The sequence below is a fragment of the Desulfovibrio intestinalis genome (assembly GCF_014202345.1).
GTDB classification, from domain to species: domain Bacteria; phylum Desulfobacterota; class Desulfovibrionia; order Desulfovibrionales; family Desulfovibrionaceae; genus Desulfovibrio; species Desulfovibrio intestinalis.
In genome coordinates, this window is the sequence record NZ_JACHGO010000001.1 from 598,619 (window position 1) to 618,114 (window position 19,496).

General features: G+C 51.9%; 14 protein-coding genes, 1 tRNA gene and 1 other RNA gene. 5 read left to right on the forward strand and 11 right to left on the reverse strand.

The window, feature by feature from the left end:
• Nucleotides 1-7: 7 nt before the first annotated feature.
• The 5 genes from rnpB to HNQ38_RS02620 all read right to left on the reverse strand — a co-directional run bounded on the left by rnpB (nt 8) and on the right by HNQ38_RS02620 (nt 3,237).
• Nucleotides 8-367, reverse strand: an RNA gene (gene rnpB, locus HNQ38_RS02600) — RNase P RNA component class A.
• A 96-nt stretch (nt 368-463) separates the two neighbouring features.
• Nucleotides 464-1,240: a zinc ribbon domain-containing protein gene (locus HNQ38_RS02605; RefSeq protein ID WP_183717834.1), complete on the reverse strand. Its 777-nt coding sequence runs from the start codon at nt 1,238-1,240 to the stop codon at nt 464-466.
• 20 nt (nt 1,241-1,260) lie between these two features.
• A complete protein-coding gene (locus HNQ38_RS02610) occupies nt 1,261-2,049 on the reverse strand; it encodes a Nif3-like dinuclear metal center hexameric protein (protein WP_183717835.1) in 789 nt (262 codons plus the stop codon).
• A gap of 352 nt (nt 2,050-2,401) precedes the next feature.
• A complete protein-coding gene (locus HNQ38_RS02615; protein ID WP_221277769.1) occupies nt 2,402-2,914 on the reverse strand; it encodes a nucleoside deaminase in 513 nt (170 codons plus the stop codon).
• Complete coding sequence (locus HNQ38_RS02620; protein WP_183717836.1) at nt 2,872-3,237, reverse strand: hypothetical protein; 366 nt, start codon at nt 3,235-3,237, stop codon at nt 2,872-2,874. Before HNQ38_RS02620 ends, HNQ38_RS02615 begins: the two co-directional genes overlap by 43 nt.
• A gap of 327 nt (nt 3,238-3,564) precedes the next feature.
• Between HNQ38_RS02620 and dcuS the strand changes: the two genes are divergently transcribed.
• The 4 genes from dcuS (at nt 3,565) to HNQ38_RS02640 (ending at nt 7,892) form a co-directional block, all read left to right on the forward strand.
• Complete coding sequence (dcuS, locus tag HNQ38_RS02625; RefSeq protein WP_183717837.1) at nt 3,565-5,157, forward strand: DcuS/MalK family sensor histidine kinase; 1,593 nt, start codon at nt 3,565-3,567, stop codon at nt 5,155-5,157.
• The gene (locus HNQ38_RS02630) at nt 5,154-5,828 is read left to right on the forward strand and encodes a response regulator (protein WP_183717838.1); all 675 of its coding nucleotides are present in this window, start codon (nt 5,154-5,156) and stop codon (nt 5,826-5,828) included. The genes dcuS and HNQ38_RS02630 overlap by 4 nt, the downstream gene beginning before the upstream one ends.
• A 994-nt stretch (nt 5,829-6,822) precedes the next feature.
• Nucleotides 6,823-6,899, forward strand: a tRNA-Arg gene (locus HNQ38_RS02635).
• Between the two features lie 177 nt (nt 6,900-7,076).
• Nucleotides 7,077-7,892, forward strand: a complete 816-nt coding sequence (locus tag HNQ38_RS02640) for a DUF169 domain-containing protein (protein ID WP_183717839.1) — start codon at nt 7,077-7,079, stop codon at nt 7,890-7,892.
• 267 nt (nt 7,893-8,159) lie between these two features.
• Here the strand turns inward: HNQ38_RS02640 and HNQ38_RS02645 are convergent, their stop codons facing one another.
• The 5 genes from HNQ38_RS02645 to HNQ38_RS02665 all read right to left on the reverse strand — a co-directional run bounded on the left by HNQ38_RS02645 (nt 8,160) and on the right by HNQ38_RS02665 (nt 16,750).
• A complete protein-coding gene (locus HNQ38_RS02645; protein WP_183717840.1) occupies nt 8,160-9,785 on the reverse strand; it encodes an outer membrane homotrimeric porin in 1,626 nt (541 codons plus the stop codon).
• Nucleotides 9,786-9,954: 169 nt separating this feature from the next.
• Nucleotides 9,955-10,398 (reverse strand): squalene cyclase, encoded by a 444-nt coding sequence (locus HNQ38_RS02650; protein WP_183717841.1) that lies wholly within the window; start codon nt 10,396-10,398, stop codon nt 9,955-9,957.
• Nucleotides 10,399-10,671: 273 nt separating this feature from the next.
• Nucleotides 10,672-14,688, reverse strand: coding sequence for an AAA family ATPase (locus HNQ38_RS02655; protein ID WP_183717842.1), 4,017 nt, complete (start codon nt 14,686-14,688; stop codon nt 10,672-10,674).
• Complete coding sequence (locus HNQ38_RS02660; RefSeq protein WP_183717843.1) at nt 14,688-15,995, reverse strand: metallophosphoesterase family protein; 1,308 nt, start codon at nt 15,993-15,995, stop codon at nt 14,688-14,690. Before HNQ38_RS02660 ends, HNQ38_RS02655 begins: the two co-directional genes overlap by 1 nt.
• A gap of 170 nt (nt 15,996-16,165) precedes the next feature.
• Entirely contained in the window at nt 16,166-16,750 is a 585-nt protein-coding gene (locus tag HNQ38_RS02665) for a hypothetical protein (RefSeq protein WP_183717844.1), read from the reverse strand.
• 303 nt (nt 16,751-17,053) lie between these two features.
• Here HNQ38_RS02665 and HNQ38_RS02670 point away from each other — a divergent pair, with 303 nt between their 5' ends.
• On the forward strand, nt 17,054-18,292 hold the full coding sequence (locus HNQ38_RS02670) for a glycosyltransferase family protein (protein WP_343060068.1): 1,239 nt from the start codon (nt 17,054-17,056) through the stop codon (nt 18,290-18,292).
• A gap of 49 nt (nt 18,293-18,341) precedes the next feature.
• Here the strand turns inward: HNQ38_RS02670 and HNQ38_RS02675 are convergent, their stop codons facing one another.
• A complete protein-coding gene (locus tag HNQ38_RS02675; protein WP_183717845.1) occupies nt 18,342-19,493 on the reverse strand; it encodes a metallophosphoesterase in 1,152 nt (383 codons plus the stop codon).
• Nucleotides 19,494-19,496 lie beyond the last annotated feature (3 nt).

Consider the following 19,496-nt stretch of genomic DNA (forward strand, 5'->3'; position numbering starts at 1 on the left):
GACAGTATGCGGGAGTCGGACTGTAAGCCGGGTTCTGTCACAACGGTTGCCCGCGTGTGACCGTCATTCCTCTAGGAGTGCGATTACTCGCACCCTCAAGCAACCTACCCGGAAGGCTGTGGCCGGGCCAGCCGCCTTCCCTATTTGGTCTTGCTCCGAACGGGGTATGCCGAGCATGCCGCGTCACCGCGGCATCTGGTGGTCTCTTACACCACCGTTTCACCCTTACCCGACCGAAATCGGGCGGTTTGCTTTCTGTGGCGCTGTCCGAGGGTCGCCCCCCCTGGGTATTATCCAGCGTTCTGCCCTGTGGAGCCCGGACTTTCCTCCCCGGGCTTTCACCCGCGGCGACGGTCTGTCCGACTCCCGCAATCTATAGCTGCATGGGCGGCAAAGGACGCCGCACTAGACCGGGCCGCGCAATATTCACTGAGCGGCCCGGTCATTTTCATGAGCAAAAGTTTTAGTCAGTCAGCGGCTGCATCTTGGGAGCGCATTGCGGCGCATCAGTCACGCTAAAGTGCTCGCACCAGAAAATGAGGCGCTGACAGTTGGGGCAGCTCAAAATCTGCTGGCCGCGCTGCAGTTCAATAAAGGACTGCGGCGGAACGGAAATGTGGCAGCCGGAGCAGATGCCTTCTTTGACGGCAACGATCACGGGGTGCTCAAGCCGTTCGCGGATGAATTCATAGCGCATGAAGACAGGCTGGGGAATGGCCTTGCTGACATGAGCGCGCTTGGCGTTGAGTTCGCTAAGTGCGGCATTGCCTTTCTTCAGCTTTTCTTCAAGGCCGTCACGCTTGACTTCAAGCTCGGCTTGAATAGCTGTATGGGTGAGGTCAATTTCGGCCAGCGCGTCTTTTTGGAACTGCAGCTCTTCAAGAAGAGTCATTTTCTCTTCCTCACGGGAGCGGTTCACTTTTTCCATGCTGTCCATTTCGCGCATCATGGCATGGTATTCACGCGTGTTCTCAACCTGCATGAGCTTGTTCTTGCTCTTTTTGATACGGGCGCTATCATCATCAATTTCAAGCGAAAGGCGCTTCTGCTGCTCCTGCAGATGCGTCAGTTTGTCCACAATGTAGTTACGTTGTGTTTCGCTGGCATTGAAACGCTGTTCAAGCGAATCCAGTTCGCTCGGGGCCCGCTCCATGTCCTGCCGCACGGTGTATATGGCATCATCAACTTTTTGCAGCTCAACAAGCTGCTTTATCTGTTCAAAGTAAACGGCATTACTCATCGAAAAATCCTCCTGGTGATTCATGACAGGGCAACGGTGCGGAACGGCGAAGCAGAGGGCACAAAGTGCACTGTGAGGCCATTACACCGTTGCTGGAGCACGTGGCACAAGCGGCGCATCATTTCTTCTTCAAGGCTGTGGTGACCCACGTCCAGAAGGGGTATTTCCGCGTCCAGCGCAGTGTGGTATTTTACATCTCCGGTAATAAACAACTGTGCTCCGGCCTTGTGGGCCGCAGCAAGAAGCGATGAACCGGAACCGGTGCAATACGCCAGACGGTGTATTTTTGCCGGGGGCGGCCCACTTAGAGTCGCTGTGGAAAGGTCGAGAATGCTTTCAAGTGCCCGAATTATGTGCTCCACAGTTTGTGGCTGCGGAAGATCACCTGCAAGGCCGTAGCCTAGTATGCGCCCCTCGATTGTTGAGGGCACGGGTTCGAGCACTGTGAGGTTGACGAGCTTCAAATCTGCTGCAAGCCAGCCGACTGGGCCGCATGGATTGACATCCAGTGATGTATGCGCTGCATACAGGGGCACATCCGCGCGAATGAGCAGCCGCAAAACTTCATGGTATGCGTCAAGCTTCGCAGGCAGGGCAGGCTTGAGCGTGAGCGGGTGGTGGCTCAGAATAAACTGCGCCCCAAGGTCGAGACTTTGCCTCACTGATTGTGGCGTGGGGTCAAGGCACACAGCTACGCTGCTGACCTCTTGCCGCAGGGCCGCCACCTGAAGGCCAGAAATGTCCCAGGATGCTGCAGCTTCCAGAGGGGCTATTTCTTCAATGGTACTAATTAATTCAGCTACTTGCATGTATGTGCTCCACCATAAAAAAGGGCGCTTTCTTGCGGTGCAGAGAAAGCGCCAAAAATCACCGGCGTGAAAAGAAATTTGAGCGATACCAACAAGATAGTTTTTATTCCTACCGCTTGGTGCGACGCCATAATTCACAATGAAACTGGAGCGCACCGTCAGGTTTTGAATTTATGTCACTTAGCGCTAAAAAGGCTGATTGTCAAGGTGGGCTCTTGCAAAGAAAGGTCTCTCCTGGTCAGGGGGTGCAGCTAAGTAAGTGCCGGCCATCATATTCTTTGTCTGTATAAATAAAGGCGGCGTTGTGCATTTTGTCAGGCCTTTGAGGCATGACCGTTCGCAATACCCGAAGTCAGTACGCTACTTTTTTTTCGCTGCCCAGCCAGTCGCGAAAAGCCTTGCATGCCCCTTCACACGAAAGTTGTTCGATGGGCAGGGTTCTTTCTGGCAGGCTTTTTGATATCTCGCAGTAGATGGCTGCATCGTCAAATCCGGCTGCCGCTGCGTCGTCCCGTGTGTTGCAGAAATATATTTTTTCAATGCGCGCCCACCATATGGCGCTCAGGCACATGGGGCAGGGTTCGCAACTCGTGAATATCACTGATCCAGACAGGTCAAACGTCGCAAGATTCTGGCAAGCATTGCGTATGGCTACGACCTCGGCATGCGCTGTTGGATCGTTGAGGGGGACAACCCCGTTCATGCCTTCTCCTACTACCTGGCCATCTTTCACAATCACTGCGCCAAAAGGACCGCCGCCAGTTCGCATACTTTTTTCGGAAAGCTCGATGGCTTTTTTCATGAATTTTTTGTTCGACACTTCTATTGCCTTTGCAATGTTTGCGTGAGCGTTTTCTTTGCCCATAATCGACTAAATTTGTTGATAATGGCAAGCTGCTGTTTGCCCCGGGCAGCGTTGCGGTTTAGCCTTCGCTGCGATAAAGGGATGGTATGAAAATAAGCAATTTTTTTTAAATAGCTCGTGACCTTTTTTTGCCGCAACCACGTAATTCCTGCCCGCACTGTGGCGGTGTACGCTGCATTGGGGTGTGCCAGTTTGATAAAAAAACTGTGGAAAATCATCAACCGGATATTGCCAATAAAGCGAACGCCTCTGATAGCGTTAATCAGCAAGAGAAGGAATGATTTACGGCCACAATTATAATGGATGACCGCAGGAATAAACATATTGCTAATCTTTTGACATCTATCATAGGTGTATCTTGTTATGCAAAATAATTATATATCAAAAATTAATTATAGTAATAATTGAATATTTATTGTGCCAGTATGTCATTGCAACGTCAAAGCACCATACGAAAGCGCCTGTTTGCTGTCTTGAGGCTTGTGTGAAGTACCGATAGAAAAATTTGGTTGTCTTCTCCAAGGTGTTCCAGATGTTTAAGCGGTATTTCAGATAGTTAGTTAAAACATGCTCTGGTTTTCTGTATAAGCACTTCCAACTTCGGCAATTGCCCGGCACATTCCAAAATGAATTTTATCAGAAACAACAGTTTGTTTGTCAAACTTGTCATTATGGTCAGTCTGGCTCTCTGCCCTCCCATACTTTTGAGTCATCTGGCAAGTTCGTATTTCATTAGCAAATACGGCTTTGAGCAGGCGGAGCAGACGGTGTCCACCGTGGCGCAGCTTTCAGCGGAAGCTCCTTCCGTCATTGAGGGCATGCAGTCGCCTTTGAATAGCGACGTGTGGCTTCAGATGGTCGACTTTTTAACAATGCTCACCAGCGTATCCAACGTTAAATTTATTGTGCTTATTGATATGGATGGCAACCGCATCTATCACCCTGAAACGCCTAAAATAGGCGCTCATGTTGTGGGTGGAGATGAGGGAAATGCCTTGCAGGGTAAGACGTATATATCTTCTGCCCGCGGCACGTTCGGCTTTTCGCAGCGCGCGTTCAGGCCTGTATTTGATGAGCATGGCAAGCAGATTGGTGCTGTGATTGTTGGCATTATGTCTAAAGACATTGAAAAAAATGTCTCCCGGCTTACCAGCCCCATGACATGGCTGTTCAGCCTGGCGCTGTTGATAGGGGTGCTGTTGGCGGTACAACTTTCACGCAAAATCAAAAAAATTCTTTTTGGGCTTGAGCCACATCAAATTGCACGGCTTCTTGAAGAGCGCAACGCCATTTTGAGCACTGTTCGTGAAGGCATTATTGCCATTAACAAGAGCAACAGGCTTGTAGTTGTTAATGAGATGGCCGAGAAAATTCTTCGTTCCGCTGGAGTCAAAGGCGAGTTGCTGGGGCGGCCCGTGCATGAAGTGGTGCCGTCAACAAGGCTTGATTCCATTCTCAACGAAGGCAAGCCAGAGTACGACTGCGAGCAGAATATCAATGGTCAGGTCATCATGACCAACCGCGCCCCTATTATTATTCAGGGTAAAACTGTGGGAGCTGTGGCAACTTTTCGGGATATGACGGAGATGCGCGCCCTGGCGGAACGATTGACCGGCCTGAGTAATTATGCTGAAGCATTGCGCTCCAGGTCACATGAATATCTGAACAAACTACATGTTATTTCTGGCCTGCTGCGCAATAAACGCTATGATGAGCTGGAAGAGTATTTGTCGGACATTATCGGCAGTAAAATACGTGAAACTTCGTCTATCAAGGTTAATGTGCAAGACCCCATACTTGTGGGGCTTTTGGAAAGCAAATTCAGCCGTGCTCACGAACGTAACGTTACGTTGTCACTGGGCGGCAGTGGGGTTATTCCACATCTTTCTTCAACGGGGGCGCACGCTCTTGTGACTGTGCTTGGAAATCTTGTGGATAATGCTTTTGATGCCGTCAGTTACACACAGGAAAAACACATAGCCCTGACTGTGCACTGTGATCACGGCACTCTTGTTATAACTGTGGCGGATACAGGACATGGTATCAGCGAAGAGCATATACAGAAAATTTTTAGCAAGGGATTTTCAACCAAGGGAGCGGGAAGAGGCATTGGTTTGTATATGCTGCTTTTGACCCTTGACGAGCTTGATGGCTCTATTGAAATAGACTCTCGTGTGGGACAGGGGACAGCGTTCACCGTGCATGTTCCCTTGTCCAGGCTCACAGACGGAGGACAGGCGTGATTCGCACAATAATAGTTGAAGATGATCCTATGGTAGCCGATCTGGCTGCCGGATATCTAGAGCGCATTGATGGGTTTTGCCTTGACCATATTGCCCGCTCAGGCGAGGCCGGGCTGGAGCTGTTGCAAACGTGCCATGTGGATCTTGTGTTGCTTGACGTTTTTATGCCTGGCATGGACGGTATGGAGCTACTTCGCATTATCAAGTCTCAATTCTTCCACTCTGATGTCATTATGATCACGGCGGCACAGAACCGCGAGGATATTTTGAAGGCTCTGCGCCTTGGAGTGGCTGACTACATAGTCAAACCCTTTACTTTTGAGCGCTTTCGCGAATCAATGTTGCAGTTTCAAGAAAAACGCCGTCTGCTCTTGTCGCCTGAGGTCCCTATGACTCAGGATATTCTGGACAGGCGTATATTCATCAAGAAGCCCGAAGGGGTAGCAGGAAGGCCCAAGGGGGTGGATGCGCAAACCCTTGAAACAGTTGTGAGTGTTTTGCGGAAGCAAGTTGCACCATTCAGCTTGAAAGACATTGAGCAATTAACTGGAATTTCAAGAATTTCTTTGAAGAAGTATTTTGATTATTTAATGGAAGCTGGCAGGCTTGGCAGTGCCAAAGACTATGGTGGGCAAGGACGCCCCGTGACGCTGTATAACTGGCTTGGTTGATATTACTTTGGGATTACGGCGTTGCATTCATTCAGCTAAATGCGTTTACTGGAGGTGTAGCATGCCACGTATTTTGACAATAGTATTTGTTTTGACTCTCGCTTTGCTGGCGGCGACGCCCGGCATGACAGCTCAGGCTGAGTGGCCTGCCTACAGGGGCAACGCAAAATCCCGTATTTACCATAATAGTGGCTGTAAGTACTTCAATTGCAAGGCTTGCACCGTGCCGTTGGTATCCCCGCAAGAAGCACGAGCAAAAGGCTTTCGGGCATGCAAAGTGTGTGGCGGGTAGGGCGAACATCAAGGGAAGTATTGTTTTTCTAGTCAGAGTGCTTCAGGAGCTTGTCGAACGACAGTTTTTGTAAGTTCAACCGTTATGCTTTAGCGGGATGTTCCTCTATTTACCGCCGAATGAGCTTTTGTGTTGTTTTTTTTTAGGTATGCGTTCGGCTGTTTGCTGGGCAGACACACAAAACGAGTTCCCTTCTGAAAAAAAGGTGGAAAAACTTATTCTATAGGAATAACAGGCCAAAAAGTATGGGCAATTGGGGAGCATCTTTGCTTGTTAGTGATTTTTTTAGCAAAAATTTCATTTTGCATTGCCTTTCGGCGTTTCTGATCCCTTGCCTTATAACTGCGCCTGCAGAGATCCCAGCCTACGACCAACCCTGAATTATGAGTATTGATAGAACTGCGTGTCATTTGCGTGTGTCTATAATGTCGGTCAATACTGCGCAATTTTGCCGGTGTAGGTATCTAACTCAAAATTTTTTACAGTCTTGGAATGCGAGGGGCATGTTTGGTACCATAAGCGGGGAGCAGAGTTTGCCGACAGCCTTCATAATAATTACTAGATGCGCATAAACAGTTTTTCACCCTTTTTCGCCTATAAGATAATTTTAACCAATCCTGATGAGTTTGCTCATCAGGATCATTTTCAAATAAAAGCAAAGAACTTGACACCATGCAATCGTACAAATATATATATGAGGTTGCGCTCGTAGCTCAGTTGGATAGAGCGACAGCCTCCTAAGCTGTAGGCCACAAGTTCGATTCTTGTCGGGCGCACCAGAAAATTCAAGGACTTGCGGAATTTCCGTGAGTCCTTTTTTTATTCCGCCCAAGGGCTGTGCCGCATTGAAGTAAAAACCTCAAAAACGCGCTTTAGGCTATAGCCATAGTGAACAATTTCTTTTAGTATTGCCACCCATATTGGCAATGTTTATAGATTACCAAAAGGAGACTGAAATGCCCCTGAGCTATAAAGAAATGCAGGATCTGCTGATGCGGGAGCTGCGGCTGTATCATTATCCTATCGCTGTAAATTTTTTCAAAGATCAGGCTGATGTGGAAGCGTTCAAAAAGAAGGCCCGCTATGTTGAGCCCGTCAAGCCGATCACCTTCTGTCAGTGGGAAATAGCCGCCCGCATGCAGGGCCAGACCGTACTGGCGACCAAGGAAAATCTGGGCTGTTCCAACTCCCATGTCTCCTTCGGCTGGAAGGACATCGACGATAAAGAAATAAAAACACAGGCCAAGTACTGCAAAGACTTGGCGCAGGCCGAGCGCTTCATGCGTTCCAAACCCCGTCTGCCGCTGAACTCCATTGTTGCGGTGTCTGTCGCCCCGCTGGGGGATGCCGTCATTCAGCCAGATGTTGTGCATTTTTACTGCGACAACATGCAATCCTACCATCTGGCCATTGATTACATGGCGGCAACAGACACCCACCCCCTGCGCCCCATGGTGACCATGAGCTCATCCGCTTGCGGCGGGTCTGTATTTACGCACCTTGAGCAGACCATGAACATGTGCCCATCCTGCTCTGGCAGCTACAACTCTGGAAAAACCGAGCGCGGCGAACTGAACGTGTTCATACCCGGGGCGCACATTGGTCCTACGGTTGAGCGCTTGATGGAACGCATAGCCCAGACCGGGGCCTCATCCATAACACGTCCTGGCGATCCTTTCCCCGGCGCTGACATTTGTAAAAACTGTCCGCTGATCGTCTTTAAGAAAAGCGGTAAAGAACCTGAGGCCTGCGCCAGCTGCGCCAAGGCATAAAGAAATTTTTTCTTTGCAGAAAGCCAAAGAATAGTTTTTGCTCTTGTTCGCTTCTTTTCAATGCCCTTGCGGTAAATCCGTGAGGGCATTTTTGTTATCTGATGGCATGGGCCTAGCCCGGCACGACCTAAAGCCTCAAGCACACAGATGGCAAAACCGCCGCCTTCATTTAAGAAGGCGGCGGCCAAGAAGCGCACGGGAAGGAATCGCGCGCAGTTGTGGTTTGAATTGCCGGGGCGCGTGCGCCCCGGCGTGTGCAGTCAGGTGCTAGAAGCTGTATGCAAAAACAAGCTGGGCTTTCCAGGCATCTTTTTTATCAAAGCTGCCGTTGCCGCCGCCGCTGTAGTAGCCGTCTTTCTTCCAGGTATCCTGGTCAATCATGTTGACCACATAGCCCAGTTCAAGATTGGCTTCCAGGTTTTCGTAGATCTGCCACTGGTTGATCAAGTTGAATTCCAGCAGTCCATCGTTGGTGGTCAGGTAAGGACCATCGCCGCCATAGCCTTCGCTCCAGGAAGAAGCCTCAGCCATATACTTGACCATAGAGGGAGCATTGGTGCCGCCCCAGTAGGCCACGCGCAGGGTGTGCTTGAGGTCTTCAAGGAAGCTCATGTCTTTCAACTGACCGCCGATGCCCCAGGTGCCAGCATAGGTCATATTCCAGTCAGCAACATCACCGGGGCCAGCGCCCCAGGCAAGGTTGCCGTCGCCGATGAAAGAGGTAAAGTTGCCAGCGCCCGCGATGGAAGGCATGCGCTCAGAACCATTCTTGATATTGCCATCGTCACCGGAGCCGTACCAGCCGAAGATGCCGGGAGTAGCCCAGTCCATTTTGTATTCCACCAATGCCTTGACGACAAAGCCCTGACGCTCAGTGCTGCCGCGCACGATGTCAGTGTCGCTGCCGCGCTTGCTGACATCAAAGCGGCCCATGCTTTCCACATAGCCGTAGTTGACGTCGAATTCGATGTTCAGGGGATCAAACATGGTGATGCCCACAGGCAAACCAACCCAGAACATGTTGCCATATTGCTTGCTGGTAGTACGTGAGTCAAGCGGAGTGCCGTTAACGTAGTTGAACCCAGGTGTTAAGCCAGGAATGGTCAAACCAAGAGCGCCGTCGTTTGTCGCCCAAGGTTCGTTGTCGTCTATGGTTTCAAGGCCGCGCAGAGCATTACGGCCAAGCATGCCGTACATGGCCCAGGGCGTCACTTCAACACCGTCAAAAGTCATAGGCAGGCTGACGGCAAAGAGGTCCATATTGTCGAGGTAGTTGCTCTTGGCTTTGCTATCGCCATTGCCGTAGGTGCTGGCGTTAAAATTGTCATTGACAGGACGCGCCCAAAAAGCGGTAAGGCCAACGTTTTCATTGAATTTATAGTTGGCCACAACAGCAGCAACGTCAGCATCCAGAACCGAAGAGCCACCAGCCATATTCGGCAGGGCCAGAGCCTGGATACCCATACGCACTCGCGCGTCAGTCTGGGGAATGAGCCAGTCAATATAGGCGTTTTTGAGCTTGATGGCGTTATTGCCATCAGCGCCAAGAGCACCACCTTCATCAGACTTGCCCCAGTTCTGCGTGCCAATTTCAAAGTACACAGTACCGGACAGGGCTTCAGAAGCCACTGCGTCCAACTGCAAACGCAGACGCTGAGCCGCACCAAAGGTATCGTTGTCGTTGGTTTTTTCTTTAGCGCCGTGATTGGGCCCACGGGTGTGTTCAGACAGCGTGGCGTCAGCGAGGCCAAAGCCTACAAGCCATTCGCCCTGAGCTTTAAATTCGATGGCTTTGGCCCCCCCGGCCACGCCCATCAGCAGACCAGCGGCAAGCAGTGCCACCATGCAGGTCTTTTTGAAGCGTTGCAACCCTTTCCTTTCTTTGGCATTCATACCATTTCCTCCAGTTATGGTTTTCGCGGCTGCGGCATTGGGTAAACCAATACCTTGTCGCGTTGTGAGCCTGATCTGTGCGATCCCAGTAAGGTACGTGTGCGGTTCATTCGCTTGCAGTGGAAATGCAGTACTCTTGTTCCAGGCGCACTTTAGAGGTTGAGAGTTATCAATTATGATTTGTGTGCCCATGATGAGCGTGGTGATCGTCATGTGAATGATCGTGTTTGTGCTGTCCGCCTTTATGATGTCCACATTTGCAATTGGCGCAGTTGCCTTTGCAAACGTGCTTTTTTTCTTGCTGGATGAGCACACGATTGCCGCTAACGGCCATATCAAAGCCGCTTTTGCCTTTAAAGATTACCTGCTCTTTGTTGAATCCGTTGAGAAGTAGAGAGCTTTTCAGAATATCCACCGCTGAAGGATTGGGGCGGTGAACTTGGCGCACATCAATGAATATGCGTTTACAATTCATGTGATTATGCTGCAGGAGGGCAATTACGGCATCGGCCTGAGGAGAATCAAACTGATCGTTGAGGCTGATGTGGAGGTTGTCGTGACTGAAGCGGTGAGTAACGTCTGAGTTCAAAGTGGAACTACCATTATGCGCCATGCTTTCCTCCGAAATGCGTTATTGGCATGGCGCACATTGTCATGATTGAAAATCGATGTCAACAGAAATGAAATTCTTTTTCAAATAATAATTATTATGATATGAAATTCTAGCTAATTAGTGTGATGCTAGTTGCCTCAATTTTTGTAGGCGGGTTGTTCAACAATTAGCTAGATTATTTATTCTTGCATAATCCATCAGCAGTGGGCAGAAAAAGCCGCCACCTTATATAAGGCGGCGGCTTCAAATAATGCGCTATGTGGAACAACAGTGTCAGGCGGCCCAGATCTGACCTTGCTCTACATGAAAAAGTGCTGCCGTAGGCTCTGCTTTGCGCAGAAGCTCTACCATGTGGGGCTGGCATGTAAAATACAGGAGTTGATGCCCGTTACTGCTTCCAGCATCAGTCAAATCCACAAAAGCACGGGCTGTACGCTCAGCTCTTTGGGGGTCAAAGTTGACGAGTACTTCATCCATAATTATGGGCAGGGGCAGGGCGTGAGCTGCGTGGTTTTTGATGTAAGCCAGGCGGAGCGCAAGGTAGGCCTGTTCGCGTGCGCCTCTGCTAAGGTTTTCCGGAGCAAGGGCTTCACCCTGTGCAGGCAGGATACTTAAGGTCTTGTCCTCAAGTGATGCGCTTATACCCAACCAGCGCCGCCCTGTAATGCGTGCAAAAATTTCTGAAGCGAGGCGAATAACCTCAGGTTGCCGTTCTCGCTCAAAATTGTTTTTTGCTGCTTCAAGAATCGCCCGCGCCAATGCCTTGCGGCTCCAGTCAAAAGCCATGCGTTGCATGCTTTCTTCCAGCGTGGCAGCTTCCTGCTGCAGTTGCGCCAACTCATCGTTATGAGACAGGGCTTCGACGCCAGAGCGTAGCGTACTCACTCTGTCGCCCAATTCCTGTTCTCTGTCCTGAAGTTGAGCTAGCTCATCTTTAATGTTGGTACAGCGTTTTTCCTGCGTTTCTTGACTTTCAGTTTCAAATTGAGCCAAAAATTCTTCCAGGGGGCACTTATCGGCAGCCAACCGCAAAGCGTCTTCAAGATCAACCTTGCGGTGGGCAAGGTTACGCTGTTCTTCATGCCGGGCGGCCTGTCGCAAGAAATCTTCAGAATCCACAGCACTGGCCAGGGCCAAAAGACTGCGTTCTGCGTGCGCGGCTGAATCCAGTGCGGCCTCTGCAGCCCGAGCTTCGCTTACTAGCTCCGCCAGTTCCTGGTCCAGACCGTGCCGACGGGTCTGCGCAATGGCCATATCTTCTGCCGCCTCGAGAGTGGCGTCAAGGCTGGCCAGCCAATCAGGTTCTTCGTTACTGTCGATTACGGGAGATCGGTTCAGGCTGACAAGCAGCTGAGACAAGGGATCGCGCAGGGCAGCCAATTCTGCCAGGCTTTGCGCCTGCTCCAGATGGGCGCGCTCGAGTGCGGATTCCGCAGCCAGACAATTTTCCATATACTTGAAAGCTTCGCGAACCGTTTCCGGGTCAAGATCCGTACCCAGCCCAAGTCCTTCAAGACAATGTGCCCATTGGCTGCGAGCCGTGTTAAGGCGTTCTTCAGCCGCACGCAGCTCGTTTGTGGCTTCGTTTTGCCTTGTTCTGCTGCGCTGCCTGTCGTTTTCAGCATTTTGCAACGCAGCCTCGGCCTTGATGCGCTGTTCACGGGCGGCATCTGCTTCCCGGCAGGATTCCAGTATCTGTCGGGCGGTTTCTGCAAGTATATCTGAAAGGCTTTCTTCCGTTTGCAACGAACTTGCAGTATCGGTCACAGTTGGAAGGCGTTCCGCCACTGCGGCGACTTGGCGCATGCGTTCTTCAGTTCGCGCAAGGTCATCTTCAAGGGATTTGAGTTCAGCTTGAGCAGCAGCCACGCCACTAAATGCCAGCCGCGCTGATTCTGCTCTGGCAAAAAAGGCCGCAGCGCCCTCAGGGGCAGGAACGTTGCCAACTTTGAGCGTAAGCATAAACTCATGCCAACGGCGCCGGGTTTGTTGCACGACTCCTTCAACTTCCTGACACAGTGCCTGACGTCTGCTTACCTCGGTACGAGCGAGGTCTGTCGCACGCTTGAGGCCTTCCATATCCTTTCGCGCCCGCTCTTCATGAAAGCACTGTTCGCGTTCTCTTTCCAGCAGCACTTCGGTAGCTTCAAGAGTGACCATATCCATGCTCTGAACGTGTGCAGTCTGGCAGAGTTGCCGTGCCTGCTCTTCGAGTTCAGCCACATGGTTGGCACATGTTTCGCGGCGGTTCTGAAGGTTGGTCAGCTCTTTTTTGCGACGCTTCGCTTCAGGACCGTTGTGCGGCAGGCCGCCAGCCAAAAAGCCCACGCCACAGAGCAAAATAAGGTAGCCAGACCAAAGGTTGACGGGCAAATCCATGCCCTCTGCCAGCGAGATGGTCGTGAGGCCAAGACGCCAGTATGTAAGCAGCATGCCGACGCCAGCTACAAAGAAAATCAACCCCAAAATCAGGAGAGGAAGATTTTTGACACTCTTGACAGGCGGCTCGTTTTCCAGTCGCGCGTCCACTTCATCCAGTCTTTGCCTTTCTGTGCCGAGTGATGAAGACAGGGCGCGCAAAGAACGTAACGCTGCTGTGCGTCCATCAAGATCTTCGCGTGTGGGGCCATTTTTACCTCTTTGTTCTTCGCGCAGGGCATCCATCCGGCCTTTGACAGAAGCCATCTGCTCTTCAGCTTGCTGTACTGCCAGGGCTGCTTCAGAGGCATGCTCCAGCCGTTCCTGTACACTGGCCGCCAGTTCCAGAGCTTCATCTTGCCGGGTCAGCAGCGCGTCGAGTGTGGCGACAGCAGTGTCACTGGCATCTGTAGCGCCTACGCCAGAAAGCCTCAGTGGGGTAAGAGCACGAGCAAACGTCGTGCGGGCTTCTTGCACTGCACGTTGCCGCAATGGTATCTGGCGGCGCGCTTCTTCCTGCCGGGTCAAAGCCTGACGCAAAGTGTCCCGCTGATCGTCGTCAAGTGCAGCTACCGGTGTAGGCAATACGGCAAGATCTTTCTGGAAAGAGGCCACATCACGCTCGGCTGTTTCCACCTCGCGATTGCATTGGTTCAATGTGTCCACTGCGGCCTGATGGGCTGAAACCGACGCCGTCATTTCGCGGGCTTGTTTTTCAAGATCCTCGCGGGCAAAAAGCGAGCGGTCGGTTTGACGGATGCGGTCACAACTCCAGTCAGGGCCAAGGCGCGCAAGTTCTCGGGCAAGGTCTTCCTCTGCGCGACGGCAGCGGTCCTTCTGCGCAGGCAGCGCAGTTGACGCCTGACGGAAGCCGCTTTTGCGCTCGGCCATGCGTCGCAGTGCTGGCAGGGCGTCCAGCAGTGGTAAATCAAGTTGCACCGCATCGCGGCGTTCACGCATGAGGTTCAGTTTTTCGGTGCGGGCGGCCAAATGGCGTTCGCAGATTTCGCGGGCTTCTTGAGCACGGGCCAGGCGGGCCTGCCCGTCTTCAGGAAAAGTTTCATTGACAGGACCAAGCCGCTCCAGGGCAGCGCAGACCATACGCCACTCATTCCATTGGAGCCAAACGCCCAAACGCCGTTCGAGCAATCGCCTTTCTTCTTCCAACTGGGCCTTATAGCCGCGCGCTGCAACCAACTCTTCGCGTTTTTCATCCAATTCTCTGGCCAGTTCGTCAAATCCGGCTTGCTGCTGACGCAGTTCGGCCATGCGCTGACGCAGGTCGTTGAGCTGTTTGAGGGCCTGATTGAGAGGAGGTTTGCTACCGCCAGATTTAAAAATTTCGTCGTTCTGTTTTTTCAGGATGTTGAGTACTTCGCCAGGGGCGCGCAGGCCAGGGCCAAAGCTGGCCCCATACAGAGCGTGCCGCACGCTTTCTCCGGTGAGGTTGCCCATATGCTCCAGCTCGGTGAGGCTGAAGCCGAAGACATTACGGTAAACATCGCGGCTGACACCTGAGAGCAGCCGGCGCAAAACATCTTCATCAAGCGGTTTACCCTGATTGTCTGTGAGAGAGACCTGCCCGTTTGCCCCGCCGCCGGGGCGGCGCGTAAGGCGCATCAGTGAGTCTTCACCAGTATATAGTGTCAGGCTGCCACCCGCGCTGCCGCCGCGAAGCGCGCCAGGTATGAGCTTTCCTTCTTTACTGTTGGGAGCTGGATACCCTGCCAGTGTCGAGCGCAAGAATTCCAGGCATGTAGACTTGCCTGCTTCGTTTTCACCCAAAAAAATGGAAAGACCGGGGCCAAGACCTTCTACAGTCACATCAGAAAAAATGCCGAATCCGTCCATATGAAAGGACTGGATATACATCAGCGTACCTCCAGAAGGTCAGTGCAAAGTCGTTGGGCCTCATCAAGCAGTGCCTGCATCTGAGTATCATCGGGTTGCGCCAGAATCTTGCGCAACTGGCCGTGGGTGAAAAGCGGAGCCAGAGCTGGCCCTGCTACCTCTTGCAATGCCTCGTGGCTTTCGCTCATGCGCTGAGCCATACGCAGCGTTTCGCCAAGCAGATCTTCACGTTGCAGGTATTGGACATGGTCTATTGCCGGGATGGTGTCTATGCGCAAATCTTTGACCCAAACTCCGGGCGTGCCAGAGGCAAGGTGCCCCAGACGTTCCAGCAGGTCTTCCTGGTTGTTGGAGTCACGCAGGATGGCGTCAAGGGACGTGCTGCCATACAGACGCACGCGGGCAAGCAGGGCTTCGCAGCCGGGATCGGTGTCTGCGGCAGCCTGATCCAGGCTCTGGACCAAACGGTTTTCAACTTGATCGAGTTGTTCGATGCCGTTCATGTCCAGATCCAGAGTCGTCCACTGCACCGGGCCAAGGCGCACAAAGTCAGCCTGACATTGCCACGATGACGCGGTGTCGGACTGCCCGGCTTGAAGATTTTCTGCGCGGGCCGTCACCAGAAGGCAGCCCCGGGGGCCAGCCTCATTGACGTGCAGCCCCTGGCTATTGCCGCTGTATGCGACAAAAGGCTCTTGGCTCAGTGTGCGGCGTTCGTGAACATGCCCAAGAGCCCAGGCATCCAGACCAGTGTCCTTAAGATCGTCCAACGAGCAGGGGGCGTAGCGGTCGGCCTTTGTTTCACCATCTACAGTGCAATGCATCACGCCAAGCTGAAAGCAAGGCTGCTCGAATTCTCGGCGAAAAAGGCGTGCCAGATTACGGCCTTCGCGGGCTTTGGCATGGCTGATGCCATGCACAACAGCCAATGCTTTACCATTTTTTTCAACAACGTGACGTTCCACTTCAGGGCCGAAAATGGTCACATTGTCGGGCCAGCGAATGGAGGAGAGCAAGGAATTGAGAGGGTCATGGTTACCGTGGGCGATAAAGACGCGCACACCAGCATCGCGCAGGCGCAAGCATCCATCGCGCAGACGTAACTGTGCCTTAACACTACGGTCTTCTTCATTATACACGTCACCAGCCAATACTAGAAAGTCTGGTTTTTCCGTTTCACACAGGCGAAAAAGCCTATCCAGTGCTTTAAAGGTTGCTTCGTGCAGCAAGCGCGCCAGATGGCCGCCTTGAGCGGCTTCACGAGAAAGCCCCCGGAAGGGTGTGTCCAGATGTAAATCGGCTGCGTGAATATAACGTACAACGTCCATGCTTGGCCTCATGGGAAAGTGATAATGAATAGGCGCTAAACTCTAGATTTTTTCTTGAAGCATGACAAGCTCACACAAGTATAAACTGACAGCGTTCCGGTAAAAGAGCGGACTTACCGTTGGCAGTCAGCTTTGATGGCACTGCAAGAGCAGTAATGAGTTAAACTTTTTCAGCTAAGGCTGCGCAGGCGGATGCATTCATTTGCCATGTGTATCAATTCCGCATTTTGAGGGTCTTCTTTTAGACCGTTACGAACATGCCCGAGCGCACGCACGTATTCCCCTGCATCGATCATGGCAGTGCCCATCATGGCAAAGATAGCAAACTCATCTTTGTAAAACTTCATGGCTTCTGCAAAGCACGCATCAGCTTCTGAAGCACGCCCCTCAGAAAGAAATTTTTTGCCGTCCCGCAGGTTGCGGTCAATATTGAGCTTGCGCTGCAGGGTTGTTTCGTAATCTTCCTGCTCTGCACTACCTTTCATGTTTTGATAGGCATTAGCCAAAACCTGAAGCAGATCTTTTTCGTTGCCGGGTTGGTAGCCCAGGCCTGCTGGCAGATACTCCTTCAGGTCTGGATCTGCTGTCAGCGCGCCAACCGTGGTTCGCAAGTCGCCGCGCAGGTCAGTGGGGGCAGGCAGTCCACCCAGGTCCTTAAGGGCCGATATGGTCAAGTAGAGCGCGCGCTCAGGATCGCGGCGCGCGCTACTGGCTCTGGCACGGCCCAGGTCTTCCCGAATTTTACGGCTGTTCATTGCTACCTCATCTGGTCTATAATACAGGCTTAGAAAGTAATAGTGGGTTGTTGGCAGTCAGACTGCCAGAACGATCGGCAAGCATGCAACCGTTGTCAGGATGCTAGATAATAAAAGCCTGTACCGTCAAGACGTTGCAGATGTGTGATGAAACTGTGCCATTGACGGTTGACCTTGCTGCTTGCTAACCTGCCCAATTGTGTGGCAGGGCAGGCATCGGTTTTGTTAAGAAGTTTAGCATTTTTAATTTGAAAATGTTTACATGCTCTAACGCTGCACGAGGGAACGGCGCACCGTAACGGCGTGGATTCTGCTGAAGACCGCATTGTTGGTCAGAACGGCAATTTTGAAAATATGGGGCATTTCAAAATTGATCTGCTCCAAAGCGCATGCACATTTGGCCTGCCGACGCTTGATCGGCCAGCTACAGACAATTTCACCAACTGGAAAAGGAATATTATGGCGCGTGTTCTTTATGGCATACACGGAACAGGACATGGCCACGCCATGCGTGGCCTGACCATCGCTCGCCGACTGTCTCGCCACGAATTCCTTTTTATTGCCAACGACGATGCCCCAAAAATTCTCGAACCGGAGTTCCCGGTACGCCGCCTGCCCAATTTGGGCACGGTTTTTAAGAATTATAAAGTGGACTTGGCAGCGACCATCACGAAGGCTCTGCCCATCCTCTGGCACAGGCAGCGATATATTGATCAGGTTTCACGCCTGATTGACGAATTCAAGCCCGATGTGTGCATGACTGACCTTGAGTATTTTGTGCCGCGGGCCGCAGAAAAAGCAGGTCTGCCATGTCTGACTTTGGATCACCAGCATGTGATCACCTGCTGCCGTCATGACCTGCCCTTGAATATGTGGTGGGACAGCTTTGTGCAAGGGCTGACGCCACGGTATCTTTTTCGACCCACGGCAGAAAACCTTATCATTTCTTTCTATGCGCCGCCGGTGTTGCCTCAGTATAAAGCCCGGGTGGCGCCGCCCATTCTGCGTGACAGCGTTCTGGGCTTGAATCCGCGCGATGACGGCCATGTGCTTGTGTACCAGAGCAACTCCACACATCGCAAACTGGTAGACTTTTTGCGTGCTGCCACCCGTAAGACCTGCTATGTCTTCGGCTATGACCGCACTGAAGGGCAAGAAGACAACGTTATTTTTATGCGCAAGAGCGAAGAGGGCTTTTTGCGCCTGCTTGAAGGGTGCTCATATGTCATTCAGGGGGGGGGGCATACGCTCATGGGCGAGGCTCTGTATCTTGGCAAGCCAATATTGACCTTGCCTCTTAAAGCAATGGTGGAGCAACGGTTCAACGCCCTGTATATTGATCGGCTTGGCTATGGCATGCAGGCCGATATGCTTACCCTTGAGCCTGAGCTGCTGCAACGCTTTGAAGCAAACTTGCCCGCTTACAAGGCCGCTATTGCAACGGGTAATTTTTGCGGTAACGAAATAGTGTTTGGTCTCGTAGACCACTTTATTCGGCAAGGGTCTTTGCCTGTCACTGGAACGCCAGTGGTAGAAGAATAAGAGAAAGAAATTTTGATATAAATTAAAGGCGGCCTGAGCCGCCTTTTTTCTACTGAGCAGTTTGCGTAAAATGTACTTTGACAATAAGCACTTCCGCGCGTGAAGTATTACGCATAGGCGGGCCCCATGTGCCAACGCCTGGCGATACAACGGAGTGCAGCCCGTTTTTGATCAGTAGGCCCATCGGGTTTTCATACATACTCTCTACCACCCAATGAAAGGGCCAAAGCTGCCCAAAGTGGGTATGTCCCGAAAGTTCCAGCACTGCCCCGGCAGTGCGCGCTTCGTCCAGCATACTTGGTTGATGGTCCATAACGAAAATGGGCAGATTACGGTGCGCGTGAGGTATGTCTGCAAGAATTTCAGGCAGGCTCTTTCGCGGTGTTCCTTCAAAAGCATGACGGCTCATGTCATCTCTACCCACGAGCACAAAGGCGTTGTCCAGAATACGCCACTGATCCCGTAACACCTGCATTCCGCTGTGACGCAAAATATCCAGGCTATCTTTGATGGAGCCTGAAATATATTCATGATTGCCTGGCACAACCCAATGCCCCAACCGAGGCTCCACGCGGGCCAGGGCCGCAGCCATGCCTTCAACATCCACAAGAATATGGTCGTCAATAATATCGCCAATATACAGGACTGCATCCGGTTTGTAAGGCGCCAGCAAATCCATCGCGCGTACAAGACGCGGTGCAGTGATGATGCGGCCCAAGTGCATGTCAGCCAGCACGCCCAATATCAGCGGAGATTGAGCATAAGTCTGAGGCACGGGGTCGTTGGTGCTTATGGTCAGATCATATTCCCGAACGATAGGATTGGCGGCATTAAACCAGCTGGCGCAGCCAATAACGAGAGGAAGGCCCATAACAAGCAGGGCGCCTCCCCAACGTGGGGCAACGGGCGGCTCGGCCCACAAGCGGCTGGCCAATCCCCATATATCCATGATCAGAACCAGCATGAATACATAGAAAAGCATGCCAAGCCAGAATGACCCTGCCCGCAGTAACCAAACTTCAATGGCGGAGTCGCCTCCCAACTTGTAAAGCAGGGGAAAGGAAACACCCAATACAGCCACGACAAGGCAAAGCATTGGACGCAACCAGCCCGTATGCTCAAGAGCACGCCATAGCCACCAGATAATCCAGCCGTTGAGAAGAGCCAGCCCAATGCCTGTCACAACAAAAAATTTCAGCATAAA